This is a genomic window from Pseudomonas sp. (assembly GCF_002796985.1).
Lineage (GTDB): Bacteria > Pseudomonadota > Gammaproteobacteria > Pseudomonadales > Pseudomonadaceae > Pseudomonas.
On sequence record NZ_PEKX01000010.1, the window covers coordinates 48,096 to 61,417 of the forward strand.

The 13,322-nt window shown below is 65.9% G+C and carries 13 protein-coding genes; 8 read left to right on the forward strand and 5 right to left on the reverse strand.

From position 1 onward, the window contains the following. Positions 1-162 precede the first annotated feature (162 nt). Positions 163-1,314, reverse strand: a complete 1,152-nt coding sequence (locus CTR55_RS17230; RefSeq protein ID WP_296288042.1) for an MltA domain-containing protein — start codon at positions 1,312-1,314, stop codon at positions 163-165. A gap of 151 nt (positions 1,315-1,465) precedes the next feature. Between CTR55_RS17230 and CTR55_RS17235 the strand changes: the two genes are divergently transcribed. Further along, positions 1,466-3,826, forward strand: a complete 2,361-nt coding sequence (locus CTR55_RS17235; RefSeq protein WP_296288043.1) for a DNA polymerase II — start codon at positions 1,466-1,468, stop codon at positions 3,824-3,826. A gap of 55 nt (positions 3,827-3,881) precedes the next feature. On the opposite strand, the gene queD is transcribed toward CTR55_RS17235, so the two are convergent. Next, on the reverse strand, positions 3,882-4,238 hold the full coding sequence (queD, locus tag CTR55_RS17240; protein ID WP_017516521.1) for a 6-carboxytetrahydropterin synthase QueD: 357 nt from the start codon (positions 4,236-4,238) through the stop codon (positions 3,882-3,884). Positions 4,239-4,345: 107 nt separating this feature from the next. Then, on the reverse strand, positions 4,346-5,905 hold the full coding sequence (gene norR, locus CTR55_RS17245; protein WP_296288044.1) for a nitric oxide reductase transcriptional regulator NorR: 1,560 nt from the start codon (positions 5,903-5,905) through the stop codon (positions 4,346-4,348). A gap of 171 nt (positions 5,906-6,076) precedes the next feature. Between norR and hmpA the strand changes: the two genes are divergently transcribed. From hmpA to CTR55_RS17260, 3 genes are read left to right on the forward strand one after another with little or no spacing between them, the layout of a single operon-like run. Then, positions 6,077-7,258, forward strand: coding sequence for an NO-inducible flavohemoprotein (gene hmpA, locus CTR55_RS17250; RefSeq protein WP_296288045.1), 1,182 nt, complete (start codon positions 6,077-6,079; stop codon positions 7,256-7,258). Between the two features lie 50 nt (positions 7,259-7,308). Continuing rightward, a complete protein-coding gene (locus tag CTR55_RS17255; RefSeq protein WP_296288046.1) occupies positions 7,309-7,566 on the forward strand; it encodes a transmembrane sensor/regulator PpyR in 258 nt (85 codons plus the stop codon). Beyond that, entirely contained in the window at positions 7,553-8,743 is a 1,191-nt protein-coding gene (locus CTR55_RS17260; RefSeq protein WP_296288047.1) for an NnrS family protein, read from the forward strand. Before CTR55_RS17255 ends, CTR55_RS17260 begins: the two co-directional genes overlap by 14 nt. A 167-nt stretch (positions 8,744-8,910) precedes the next feature. Here CTR55_RS17260 and CTR55_RS17265 read toward each other — a convergent pair whose 3' ends face one another. Further along, positions 8,911-9,282, reverse strand: a complete 372-nt coding sequence (locus CTR55_RS17265; protein WP_296288048.1) for a DUF5329 domain-containing protein — start codon at positions 9,280-9,282, stop codon at positions 8,911-8,913. A gap of 32 nt (positions 9,283-9,314) precedes the next feature. Beyond that, positions 9,315-10,397, reverse strand: a complete 1,083-nt coding sequence (locus CTR55_RS17270; protein WP_296288049.1) for a patatin-like phospholipase family protein — start codon at positions 10,395-10,397, stop codon at positions 9,315-9,317. A gap of 147 nt (positions 10,398-10,544) precedes the next feature. Between CTR55_RS17270 and CTR55_RS17275 the strand changes: the two genes are divergently transcribed. From CTR55_RS17275 to CTR55_RS17290, 4 genes are read left to right on the forward strand one after another with little or no spacing between them, the layout of a single operon-like run. Beyond that, positions 10,545-10,853 (forward strand): PepSY domain-containing protein, encoded by a 309-nt coding sequence (locus CTR55_RS17275; RefSeq protein WP_296288050.1) that lies wholly within the window; start codon positions 10,545-10,547, stop codon positions 10,851-10,853. Continuing rightward, the gene (locus CTR55_RS17280; RefSeq protein WP_296288051.1) at positions 10,853-11,167 is read left to right on the forward strand and encodes a PepSY domain-containing protein; all 315 of its coding nucleotides are present in this window, start codon (positions 10,853-10,855) and stop codon (positions 11,165-11,167) included. Before CTR55_RS17275 ends, CTR55_RS17280 begins: the two co-directional genes overlap by 1 nt. Next, on the forward strand, positions 11,167-11,841 hold the full coding sequence (locus CTR55_RS17285) for a response regulator transcription factor (RefSeq protein ID WP_296288052.1): 675 nt from the start codon (positions 11,167-11,169) through the stop codon (positions 11,839-11,841). The genes CTR55_RS17280 and CTR55_RS17285 overlap by 1 nt, the downstream gene beginning before the upstream one ends. Next, positions 11,838-13,157 (forward strand): sensor histidine kinase, encoded by a 1,320-nt coding sequence (locus CTR55_RS17290; protein WP_296288053.1) that lies wholly within the window; start codon positions 11,838-11,840, stop codon positions 13,155-13,157. The genes CTR55_RS17285 and CTR55_RS17290 overlap by 4 nt, the downstream gene beginning before the upstream one ends. Positions 13,158-13,322: the final 165 nt, after the last annotated feature.

The window sequence follows — 13,322 nt, forward strand, 5'->3', positions numbered from 1 at the left end:
CGCTTGGGTTAAGGGCCAGCGAAGCCAGGGGAATGCCTGGATTCGCTGGCCATTGTCCGGTTGGCGGTGACACCGGAGATTCAGGGAGCTCTGTAGGACGAGTAGGAATTGCCTCAATGTTCCTACGCCAGCGCTCCTGCGCGGCTGCTTCTTCTTGGGCGATCAGGCGCCCGGTAGCGCCTGGCCCTTCGGCCACAGCAGCCAGAGCTGGCCGTCCTGCTTCATGTGCCCGGCCAGCTCGCCGGCCGCGTCCCCGGTGCCCCAGAACAGGTCCGCGCGCACTTCACCGACGATGGCGCCGCCGGTGTCCTGGGCGGCTACCGGGCGCACTACTGGCGCGCCGTCCGGGCGGGTGGTGGAGAGCCACATCAGGCTGCCCAGCGGGATCACCTTGCGGTCGATAGCCACGCTGTAGCCGGGCGTCAGCGGCACGTTCAGCGAGCCGCGCGGGCCTTCGTTACTGTCCGGGCGCTGGCTGAAGAACACGTAGCTGGGGTTGCTCGCCAGCAGTTCGTCAACGCGTTGCGGGTGGGCGCGGGCCCAGTCACGGATACGCGTCATGCTGACTTCTTCCTTGCTCAGCTCGCCCTGTTCCACCAGCCAGCGGCCCACCGGCTTGTACGGCCGGCCGTTCTGCTCGGCGTAGCCCAGGCGCAGTTGGCGACCGGAGGCGAGCTCCACGCGGCCGGAGCCCTGGATCTGCAGGAACTGCAGGTCCATCTGATCGGGCAGCCAGGCCAGCACGGGCGCATTCACGCCATCGCGGCGGATGCCGGCTGCATCGGCGTAGGGCACCAGGGTATTGCCTTCGAGCTTGCCGCGCAGGCGCTTGCCCTTGAGTTCCGGGTAGACGCTGTCCAGCGCCACGGTAATCAGGTCCTTCGGTACGCCGTAGACCGGCACGCTGTGCTTGGCGTCGCGCTGCTGGCTGCCGCGGTAGACGGGCTCGTAGTAGCCGGTGATCAATCCATTCTTGCTGCCGCTGCCTGCGCGCAACTGGTAGGGCTGCAGGTGGGCTTGCATGAACTGGCGGATCGCCGGGGCGGAGGCCGGCACGCTGGCGGCGTCGGCGCAGGTCGCGGCCCAGATGTCGTCCTTCTTCAGGCGCACCGCGCAGGCCGAGCGCCAGGCGCTGAAGCCTTGCAGCACATCGGTGTCGGCGGTTTGCGGCAGCTCCGACCAGTCGGCCTTGGAGTAGGTGGGCGCCTGGGCTTCTTCGGGCTTTTTGCCGAACAGGCCGCAGCCGGAGAGCAGGGTGGTGAAGCACAGGGTGGCGAGGAGAGGGCGGGTCCAGCGGCGGGACGAATCGGTCACGGGCGAGTCCTGGCGGGCAATCGAAAGCCCGCTAGCTTGGGCAGACGCGGGGCGTGCGTCAAACGCATCGGTCGGATTTACACGCCTTGCAACGAATCCGGGGGCGGACCGGTAGAATGGCGGGGTGAATCGACAGATGGATGGTTAGAGCGTGGAGGCAAGGCAGGGTTTCGTCCTGACTCGACATTGGCGGGATACGCCCGAAGGCACCGAGGTGGGCTTCTGGCTGGCCACCGATGAAGGGCCCCGGCATGTGCTGCTGCCGCCGCAGACGTCGGTGGCTTTCGTGCCGGCCGAGCAGCGCGCTCGTGCCGAGAGACTGCTGGCCGGCGAGCGCGGCGCTGAACTGCGCCCGCTGGGCTTGCGCGACTTCCAGCAACGCCCGGTGTTGGGCTTGTACTGCCAGCAGCACCGCCAGTTGATGAACCTGGAGAAAAAGCTGCGCGAGGCCGGCGTCGAGGTATTCGAGGCAGACATCCGTCCGCCCGAACGCTACCTGATGGAGCGCTTCATCACCGCGCCGGTGACGTTCAGTGGCGAGCCGGGGGAGGGCAGCAGCGTCGTCACGACGCAACTGCGGCCGGCGCCGGACTACCGGCCCCGGCTGAAACTGGCTTCGCTGGACATCGAAACCAACATTCATGGCGACCTCTATTCCATCGCCCTGGAAGGCTGCGGCCAACGCCAGGTGTACATGCTCGGCCCGGCCAACGGCATCGACGGCGAACGCGATTTCGAGCTGGAATACTGCGACAGCCGCGCGCAACTGCTGGAGCGCCTGAACCAGTGGCTGGCCGAGCACGATCCCGACGCCATCATTGGCTGGAACCTGGTGCAGTTCGACCTGCGCGTGCTGCAGGAGCATGCCAAGCGCCTGGAGATACCCCTGCGCCTGGGGCGCGGTGGTGACGAGATGGGCTGGCGCCAGCACGCCTCAAGCAACCACTACTTCGCCGCAGCGGCGGGGCGGCTGATCATCGACGGCATCGAGGCGCTGCGTTCGGCTTTCTGGAGCTTCCCGTCGTTCAGCCTGGAAAGCGTTTCGCAGAGCCTGCTGGGCGAGGGCAAGTCCATCGACAACCCCTACGACCGCATGGCCGAGATCGACCGGCGCTTCGCCGAGGACAAGCCGGCGCTGGCGAAATACAACCTCAAGGACTGCGAGCTGGTCACGCGCATCTTCGACAAGACCCGCATCCTCGACTTCCTCCTCGAGCGCGCCAGCGTCACCGGGCTGCCGGCGGACCGCAGTGGCGGCTCGGTGGCGGCCTTCACCCACCTGTACCTGCCGCCGATGCACCGGCTGGGCTACGTAGCGCCGAACCTCGGCGGCAAGGCGCCGGAGGCCAGCCCCGGCGGCTTCGTCATGGATTCGCGGCCGGGGCTCTACGAGTCGGTGCTGGTGCTGGACTACAAGAGCCTGTACCCGTCGATCATCCGCACCTTCCTGATCGATCCGGTGGGGCTGGTGGAAGGCTTGAGCGATCCGTCGGACGAGGCCTCGATCCCCGGCTTCCGCGGCGGACGCTTCTCCCGCACGCAGCACTGCCTGCCGGCCATCGTCGAACGCGTCTGGCAGGGCCGCGACGCCGCCAAGCGCGACGGCAACGCGCCGCTGTCCCAGGCGCTGAAGATCATCATGAACGCCTTCTACGGCGTACTTGGCTCCAGCGGCTGCCGCTTCTTCGACCCGCGCCTGGCCTCGTCCATCACCATGCGCGGCCACGAGATCATGCGCCGCACCCGCGAGCTGATCGAAGGGCAGGGCCATCGGGTGATCTATGGCGACACCGACTCCACCTTCGTCTGGCTCGGCCGCGCCCACGATGAGAAGGCCGCCGCCGAGATCGGCCATGCGCTGGTGCGTCACGTCAACCAGTGGTGGGCGGAGCATCTGCGTGAGGAATACGGGTTGGAAAACGCGCTGGAAATCCAGTTCGAACGGCACTTCCGGCGCTTCCTGATGCCGACCATCCGTGGCGCGGAAGAAGGCAGCAAGAAGCGCTACGCGGGCCTGGTACGCCGTGACGATGGCAGTGACGAGATGGTCTTCAAGGGCCTGGAAACCGTGCGCACCGACTGGTCGCCGCTGGCCCAGCAGTTCCAGCAGGAGCTCTACCTGCGCATCTTCCAGCGTCAGCCGTACCGGGATTACGTCCGCGACTATGTGAACCGCACGCTGGCTGGCGAACAGGATGATCTGCTGATCTTCCGCAAGCGCCTGCGCCGCCAGCTCGGCGACTACGAGCGCAACGTGCCGCCTCACGTGCGCGCCGCGCGCATCGCCGACGACTACAACGAGCGCCAGGGCCGACCGCGCCAGTACCAGCGTGGCGGCTGGATCAGCTATGTGATCACGGTCAACGGCCCGGAGCCTCTGGAGACGCTTAGCTCGCCGATCGACTACGACCACTACGTCAGCCGGCAGCTGCAGCCCATCGCTGACGCCATCCTGCCTTTCGTGAACGATGATTTCAGCGCCCTGGTCGACAAGCAGATGGGGCTGTTCTGAATCGGGGCGGAACGAAAAAGGCCGGCAAATGCCGGCCTTTCTACGTGTGGGCGAATCAATCGCCGCGGTATTCGCAACCGCTGGTGCAAGTCTCGTGCACACGTACCTTGGACAGCTCCGGCAGCAGCGGCTTGAGCTGTTGCCAGATCCAGCGGCAGAGGTTCTCGCTGGTGGGGTTTTCCAGGCCGGGAATATCGTTCAGGTAGTTGTGGTCGAGCTGGTCGTAGATCGGCTTGAAGATCTGCTTGATCTCGGCGAAGTCGCGGATCCAGCCGGTATGCGGGTCGACCTCGCCCTCGATGTAGATGGCGGCCCGGAAGGAGTGGCCATGCAGTCGGCCGCATTGGTGCCCGGCGGGGACGTGGGGCAGGCGGTGGGCGGATTCGAAGGTGAATTCCTTGAACAATTCCAAAATAGCGTGCTCTGTGACGATCGCCGGCCCGCGAACGGGCCGGCCGGAAAATGGGCGCACAGTCTATCACCATCGCCCCCGCCGGGCCGGGCGTTCCGGCCAGCGGCTCACTTGATCGCCAGACGCCTTGCCAGGCGGTTGAGGTTGGCGCGGTCCAGGCCCATGTCGCGGGCGACGGCAGCCCAGTTGCCGTCATGGCGTTCCAGGCTCTGGCTGATCAGGCGGCGCTGGAAGGCGTCCACCGCCGGGCGCAGCTCGCCGGCCAGTTCTGTGTCCGTGGCGTTGTCGGCCTCGCTCGCATGGGGCTCGGGTGCGTTTTTGTGCAGGGTGTTCAGGGTCAGGTCGTCGACACCCAGGCTGAGAATCCGCGAGCGCTGCGAGTGATTGGCCAGCGCCTTGAGTGACGCGCGGCCGATCAGGTGCTCCAGTTCGCGCACGTTGCCCGGCCAGGAGTAATCCACCAGGGCAGCCTGGGCCTCCCGGGTCATGCGCAGGCTACGCAGCCCCAGGCGCGGGCGGTTCTGTTCGAGGAAGTAGCCGACCAGCAGGAGCACATCATTGCCGCGTTCGCGAAGCGGCGGCACGCGCAGTGGGTAGACGCTCAGGCGATGGTAGAGGTCGGCGCGGAAGCGCCCGGAGCGGACTTCTTCGGCGAGATCGCGGTTGGTGGCGGCGATCAGGCGTACATCGACGTGGTGCTCGCGGTCCGAACCCAGCCGCTGCAACTGGCCACTTTGCAGGACGCGCAGCAGCTTGGCCTGGATCGCCAGGGGCAGTTCGCCCACCTCGTCGAGGAACAGCGTGCCACCGTCCGCCAGCTCGAACTTGCCGCGTCGTTCGCCCACCGCGCCGGAGAAGGCGCCACGCACATGACCGAACAGTTCGCTTTCCACCAGGGTTTCCGGCAAGGCCGCGCAGTTGAGGCTGATCAGTGGCTCGGTCCGGCGCAGCGAGTTGGCGTGGATCGACTGGGCCACCAGTTCCTTGCCGACGCCGGTTTCGCCAGTGATCAGCACGCTCAGGTCGCTGCCGGCCACTACCTGGATTTCACCCATCAGCGCCTGGTGCGCCTTGCTCTGGCCGATCAGCTCCTTGGGCTGGTCGCCGGAGGCGCGCTGGTAGGCATCGGCGCGTTGCTGTTCGTGCTCGGCGCGCAGGGTCAGGTCGAGCATGCGCTGGCTGGCTTTCACCGTGGCTGCGGCCAGGCTGGCGAAGGCTTCCAGGTTGTCCAGGTCGCCGGTGGAGAAGCGCTCCGGGTCCAGTGCATCCAGGGTCAGCAGGCCCCAGGGTTGTTCGTCGAGGAACAGCGGGCAGCCCAGGCAATCGTGGACTTCGAGGTGGCCGTGCAGGCCTTCCACCAGCCCGTCGTAAGGGTCCGGCAGGCCGCAGTCGGCGGCGAAGTGCGTCGGGCCGGGGTGCTCGATGAGGGCGCGTAGGCGGGGGTGCTCACTGATCTTGAAGCGACGGCCCAGGGTGTCCTGGCTCAGGCCGTCGACGGCCAGCGGAACGAGCTGATCGCCTTCCAGGCGCAACAGTGCGATGGCATCGCACGGCAGCAGGCCGCGCAGGGCTTCGAGCAGACGACGGTAGCGTTCGCTGTCGGGTAGCTCGCGAGACAGGTCGGCGACCAGCGGAAGGAGGGTGGCAAGCAGGGGGTTGCGGGTCATTATGACCTCTATATAGTCTTTTTAACGCCGTAGGGTTCGGGTCATTATGACTCAACTGTTTGCGCAAGTCCTGTAAATGCGGGGCTGCGGGGTTGGCACGCTTCCTGAAAGACCACTTACAGAAAGCACAGGTAGCCCCACTCACTGCCTGGCCAACCCGAGGAGATCCGCATGCTATCCAACGAACACCGTACCCTGGTCAAGGCCACTGTCCCGCTGCTGGAGACCGGCGGAGAGACCCTGACCCAGCACTTCTACAAGATGATGCTCAGCGAGTACCCGGAGGTTCGTCCGCTGTTCAACCAGGCACACCAGGCCACGGGTGACCAGCCCCGCGCACTGGCCAACGGCGTGCTGATGTATGCCCGCCACATCGATGAACTGGAGCAGCTCGGCCCGCTGGTGGCGAAGATCGTCAACAAGCACGTGGCTCTGCAGATCCAGCCGGAACATTACCCCATCGTCGGCACCTGTCTGCTGCGGGCGATTCGCGAAGTACTGGGCGAGGATATCGCTACCCAGGAAGTGATCGATGCCTGGGCTGCCGCCTATGGCCAACTGGCCGACATTCTGATCGGCGCCGAGGAATCGGTGTACCAGCAGAACGCCGAGCAGCAGGGCGGCTGGCGTGGCGCTCGGCGCTTCCGCATCGCCCGCAAGGAAGCCGAAAGCGAGGAAATCACCTCCTTCTACTTCCAGCCGCTGGACGGAGAGCCGCTGCTGGGTTTCCAGCCGGGTCAATACATCGGCCTGAGCCTGGAGATCGGCGCTGAGGAAGTGCGCCGTACCTATTCGCTGTCCGATGCGCCCAACGGCCGCGAGTACCGCATCAGTGTGAAGCGTGAGCCGGAAGGCAAAGTCTCGAACTACCTGCACGACAGCCTGGACGTGGGCGACGAGCTGGACCTGTTCCCGCCAGCGGGCGATTTTGTCCTGCGCGATGGCGACAAACCGCTGGCCCTGATCACCGCGGGCGTCGGCATCACCCCGGCGCTGGCGATGCTCAAGCCGGCGCTGGAGTCGGGCCGCGAAGTGCATTTCATCCACTGCGCCCGCCATGGCGGCGTGCACGCGTTCCGTGAATGGGTCGAGGCGCAATCCGACGCTCACCCGCAACTCAAGCATTACTTCTGCTACAGCGAGCCGCGCGATCAGGACGGTTCCCACGTCGAAGGCTTCCTCAGCCGCGAATTGCTGGCCGACTGGCTGCCGGAAGATCGTGACCTGGACGCCTACTTCCTCGGGCCCAAGCCGTTCATGGCCCAGGTGAAACGTCACCTGCGCGAGATCGGTGTGCCTGAGCAGCAGTCTCACTACGAGTTCTTCGGCCCGGCCAGCGCGCTGGAGGCCTGAACCTGAGTGCCGGCCCGATGGCGGGCCGGCGCAACCCGAGGAGGTGTGTGATGGGAAGTCTTTTCGTTTGCCCGCAACGCAATCTGTCGATGTCCTGGTCACTGTTGACCGGTGGGCTCGTGCTGCTGCTGTTGGGGATCGTGGGAGCCTATTTCGTCGATGGCCATCTGAACCTGCAAAGCATTGTCGCAGCTCATGCCTTCACCATCCTCGGACCTACACTATTGAAGTTGGGCTATGTGCTACGGCTCGTTGCCCAACATCAGATGCGCAAGGACGGCTGGGAGGCTTGCTGTGTTGCTGGTTGATCGAAAAGCTCTGTTGACCATTCCGCCCCTGTGGCGCCTGGGCTTCCGCCCGTTCTTCCTCGGTGGTGCGGTGTTCGCGCTAGTCGGCATTGCCGCCTGGGCGGCCGTGCTGCTCGGCGTGCTGCCGACCTGGCAGCCGCTGGGCGGTTGGCTGGCCTGGCACCGCCATGAAATGCTCTTCGGCTTCGCTACCGCGATCATCGCGGGCTTCCTGCTGACGGCGGTGCAGACCTGGACCGGGCGCCCCGGCATCAGCGGCAAGCCGCTGATGGTGTTGTCGCTGGTGTGGCTGGCGGCGCGCCTGGGGTGGTTTGTCGGGGCACCGCTCTGGCTGGTCACTCCGCTCGAACTTGCGTTCATGCCCGCGATGGCCTTCTTCATCGGTCGCAGCCTGTGGCAGGTCCGCCAGAAGCGTAACTACCCGATCATCGCGGTGTTGAGCCTGCTGACCCTGGCCGATGCGCTGGTGATGGCCGGTGTCTGGACCGGTAACGAAAACTGGCAGCGTGGCGGCGTACTGGGTGCGCTCTGGCTGGTGGCGGCGCTGATGGGCCTGATCGGCGGCCGCGTGATTCCCTTCTTCACTCAGCGTGGGTTGGGCCGCACCGCCCAGGTGCCGGCCTGGAACTGGCTGGATAATGCGTTGCTGGGCGGCACCATGCTGGTGGCCGTACTGACCGCTGCCGGCTTCGGCCTGACGCCGCACCCTCTGGTGGGAGCGCTGTTCGCCGCGTTGGCGGTGGGGCACCTGATCCGCCTGTGGCGCTGGTACGACAAGGACTACTGGGGCGTGCCGCTGCTCTGGTCGCTGCACCTGGCCTATCTGTGGATGACAGTGGCGCCTGCGGGTATGGCGCTGTGGCACTTCTTCCCGACCTTCAACGTGAGCCTGGCGATCCATGCGCTGACCGTGGGCGGCGTGGGCGGCCTGATTCTGGCGATGATCGCCCGTGTCAGTCTCGGCCATACCGGGCGCCCGCTGCAGCCACCGAAAGTCATGGCCCTGGCCTTTGCGTTGCTCAACCTTGGCGTGGTCGCACGGGTGCTGCTGGTGATCTGGCTGCCGCTGGAAGGCTTGAGCATTGCCGCCGCCTGCTGGGTGGTAGCGTTCCTGATGTTTGCCTGGCACTACGGCCCGATGTTCTGGAAACCGCGGCTGGATGGGCAGCCGGGGTAGATCGGTTCGCGAGCAAGCTCCAACACGAGCCGGCTGGATCGTAGGGCGGATAACGCGCCAGCGTTATCCGCTGCGAGGCAGTCGGCGGATAACCCGTTTCGGGTTATGCGTCCTACGATCCTCAGCGGCCTCGGGCCAATCGCGGACGGAGTCCGCTCCTACGCGCCTTACGGTGCCTGACGCAGCCGCTTGAGCTCGTCGTTCAGCCAGGCGCTGGCATCCTGCTTGCCGGCCGGGCAATCCACTTGATAGCGCTGGCCGCTCATGCTGCTCTTGGTCGCGGCGCGCTCGATGAAATCTTCCGCGCTGCTGACCATGTCCTTGTTCTCCAGGTAATCCAGCTTCTTCTGCAGGTGCGCCCGCGCCTCGGCGGCCGGGTATCCGCTGCCATTGCGGATGAACTGGCAGCCGCTGTGCTCGACGAAGTCCAGCAACTGGGTGATTTCCTTCTGCGCCGTGGCATCGATGGCGGCCTGCGCGCCGACACCGATGAGCAGGAGGGAAACCAGGAGCGAGCGAAGCTTTCGAGAATGAGCCATAGCGATTCCTTGCCGGGTGCATGAGCCGCCGATTATGTCAGCGGCTGCAGGCGCTCGCCGAGGCGGCCGCTGTCTACGAGTTCAAGGAACTCGTCACCCATCCGCCGGCTCTCGTCCATCGCCTTGCGCCAGTAGCGCTCGCGGCCGGCGTCGTCGCCGAGGTAGCGGTGGAAGTCCTTGCGGTCCGGCAGCTTGTTGTGCGGCAGCCGCGCCAGGTAATCCTTCGAGGGCGCCAGCAACAGAACGTCCTGTAGCCGGCCGGCATCGCCACGGCGCCAGGGCAGGCCCTTGTCGAACCAGCCGGGGATGACCTTGTCGGTGAAGTGCGGGTAGAGCACCACGCCTTCGGGCTGGTAGGGCAGGTCCAGGTGATAGTCCAGCAGCCCGCCGTCGCGGTAGGTGCCAGGGCCGGCGCCGGGAATGTCGCGTACACCCTCCATGACCATGGGGATGGAGCCGGAGGCGAGCAGGGCGTGGCGCAGATTGGCCAGGTCCAGGTGCAGGTAGCGCGAGGGGAAGTCCGAGAGCACCTCCAGCGGTGGTGCGCGGCGGGCGTCATGGATGATCAGCCGCTCGAAGTGCCGGTGCAGGTGGCGGCGGCCGACCAGGTTGTCGCGGATCACCGCGCCCAGGCCCAGGCCGAGGTTGGCCTTGCCGTCCTGCGCGAGGCGGCCGTGGCTCTTCACCACCACCACGTTGAGGCGGTACCAGGGGTTGTCCAGAACGCTGGCGTCATGGCCGTCGAGCAGATCGTCGAGCATCTTCGCGCAGCTTTTCGATACGTCGCTGATGCTCGCGTTGCGGGCGAAGCGCTGCTGGGTATAGAGCTCGCCCAGGCGGCGGATGCCTTCGTCGGGGTTGGGCAGGCACGCGCTGGCGAAGCGCCAGGAGCCGATGGAGGCGCCGATCAACGATCGCTCGCGTGGTGCGCGCGGCAGCCATTCACCGAACAGGGCGAGGTCCAGGCCCTGGATGCCCAGCGCCTTCGGACCGCCGGCGGCGCCGGGGAGGATTCCTACATCGGCGGGGGCCAGTCCCTGCTCGCGGATGTGCTGGAGCGCTCGGCTACCGGCCTTGAGGGTGAGGGCGGGGGTCTTGATCTGGATGGCGGTCATGCGGGCCTCGCTGTGGCAGGCCGCGATTATAGAGCCTGTACGCCAGGAACAAGGATACTTCACGGGGTGAATGTCCGTTGCCGATTCAGCTTGAGTTAAGTCCTTCGCCTTAATCTGACAGCAGTAAAATTCTGATGAGGAACGCTCATGAAATGGCTGCTGATCCTGACCGCGATCTCCGCTCTGTTGCTGGGCGCAAGCGTGGCGAATGCCCATGACGTCGGGCCGGACGAGGCGCTGCGCCTGCGCGATGCCGGCACCATCTGCAACTTCGAGGAGCTCAACCGTACCGCGCTGGCCAAGCATGCTGGCGGTTCGGTGTACGATAGCGAGCTCGAGCTGGAACATGGCCGCTATCTGTACAAGGTCGACATCAAGGACGCCCAGGGCGTGAAGTGGGATGTCGAGCTGGATGCAGTCACCGGCGAAGTCCTCACCGATCAGCAGGATGACTGATGAAGACCGTTCTGCCCCGCGCGGTACTGCTTGGCCTGGCGCTCACCGCCATGGCTGGCATCGCGCAGGCCCATGACCTGAGCCAGGATGAAGCCCTGCGCCTGAGCAAGGAAGGGGTGATTCGCCCCTTCGAGGAAATCCTTCCCGCCGCGCTGAGCCGCTACCCCGGCTCGCGCCTGCTTGAAGCGGAGCTGGAGAGGGAGCACGACACCTACATTTACGAGGTGGAGCTGCTCACCGTCGACGGTGTAGTGCGCGAACTGGAGCTGGATGCCCGCGACGGTCGCATCCTCAAGGATAAGGAAGACAACTGATGCGTCTGCTGCTGGTGGAAGACCACGTACCTCTGGCCGATGAGTTGCTGGCGACCCTGACCCGCCAGGGCTACGCGGTGGACTGGCTGGCCGACGGTCGCGATGCCGCCGTGCAGGGCGCCAGTGAACCTTACGACCTGGTGATCCTTGACCTCGGCCTGCCAGGCCGGCCGGGGCTGGAAGTGCTGCAGGAGTGGCGTGGCATGGGTTTGGCTACGCCGGTGCTGATCCTTACCGCTCGGGGCTCCTGGGCCGAGCGCATCGACGGCCTGAAGGCCGGCGCCGACGATTATCTGACCAAACCGTTCCATCCCGAAGAGCTGCTCCTGCGCATCCAGGCGCTGCTGCGCCGTGCCCGCGGGCTGGCAAACCAGAGCCAGCTGGAAGTGGCTGGCCTGAGCCTGGACGAGTCGCGCCAGTGCGTGCAGCAGGGGGGCAAGGAGGTCGACCTGACTTCTGCCGAGTTCCGTCTGCTGCGTTACTTCATGCTGCACCCCGGCCAGTTGCTGTCCAAGTCGCACCTGGCCGAGCATCTGTATGACGGTGAGACCGAACGCGATTCCAATGTCATCGAGGTCCACATCAATCACCTGCGCCGCAAGCTGGGCCGCGAGATCATCGAGACCCGGAGAGGCCAGGGCTACCGCTTCACCGGCAACGGAGCCGCCCGTTGATGTCGATCCAGCGCCGGCTCGGCCTCGGGCTTGGCGTGGTGCTGGTGGTGATCGGCCTGGCGTTGGCCCAGGCCGGCCTCTGGCTGTTCGATCAGGGGTTGCGGCGCTATCTGGTGAACGGGCTGCAGGACGAGGCGGAAAGCCTGCTGGTGGGTATCACTCGTGGCCCGGCCGGGCTGCAACTGGACGGACAGCGTGTCGACGCTGTTTATGAGCGTCTGTTTTCCGGGCGTTACTTCGTCATCCGCTTCGACGATAAGACCTGGCGTTCGCGTTCCCTGTGGGACAACGAATTGAAGCTGCCCTCGCACAAGGGGCTGGCCAAGGCGCTGGAGAAGGGGCCGGAAGGCCAACGTCTGCTGGTCTTTCGCGGCGACTACAAGCGTTACGGCAAGAAGCTCAGCATCGTCGTGGCGCAGGACTACACACCGATCCTCAAGAGCTTCAACCGCCTGCGCAACATTGGCCTGGGTGCCGGTGCGCTTGCGCTGCTGCTGATCCTGGTATTTCAGGGCTTCACCGTCCGCCGCGCCCTGCGCCCGCTGGAGCGGGTGCGCCAGCAGATCGCCCAGTTGCAGCAAGGCCAGCGCAGCCAGCTGGACAGCCAGGTTCCACGCGAGCTGGAGCCGCTGGTGGAGCAGACCAACCATCTGCTGCAGCACACCGAAGAAACGCTGCGCCGCTCACGCAATGCGCTGGGCAATCTTGGGCATGCGCTGAAGACACCGCTGGCTGTGCTGATCAGCCTCGCCGACCGAGAAGAGCTGCGCGACCACCCGGAGTTGCGCCGGGTGTTGCAGGAGCAGCTGGAGCAGATCGAACAGCGCCTGGCCCGTGAACTGGGGCGCGCACGCCTGGTGGGCGAAGCGTTGCCCGGCGCACATTTCGACTGCGATGCCGAACTCCCGAGCTTGTGCGAGATGCTCAAGCTCATCCATGGCGACCATCTCGCCATCGACTGGCAGGCGCCACCCGCAACGCGCCTGCCGTATGACCGGGAAGACCTGCTGGAAATGCTCGGCAACCTGCTGGACAACGCCTGCAAGTGGGCCGATGCGCAGGTGCGGTTGAGGGTGGAGAAGGGCGCCGACGCTTACCAGCTGAGTGTGGACGATGATGGCCCTGGCATTGCCGAGGGTCAGCGCGACAGCGTGCTGGAGCGTGGCACGCGGCTGGATGAACAGGTCGCCGGGCATGGCCTGGGGTTGGGCATTGCGCGAGATATCGCGGCGGCCTGCGGCGGTAGCCTGAAACTGGAAAGCAGCGAGCTCGGTGGGTTGCGGGTGGTGGTCGAGTTGCCGCGTCGGGCAGGGTGATCCCGCTGCGGTGAAGACTGCGCCGTGCGGTTCGCGAGCGCCAGCGTCGTCGGCTGTTCCTGTCCCGGCTGTGCCGGGATTTCGCGGAGAAGCTCCGCTCCCACAGGGATGTTTCGGCGCTTGGGCGGGCCCTCACCCTAGCCCTCTCCCAGGGGGAGAGGGGAC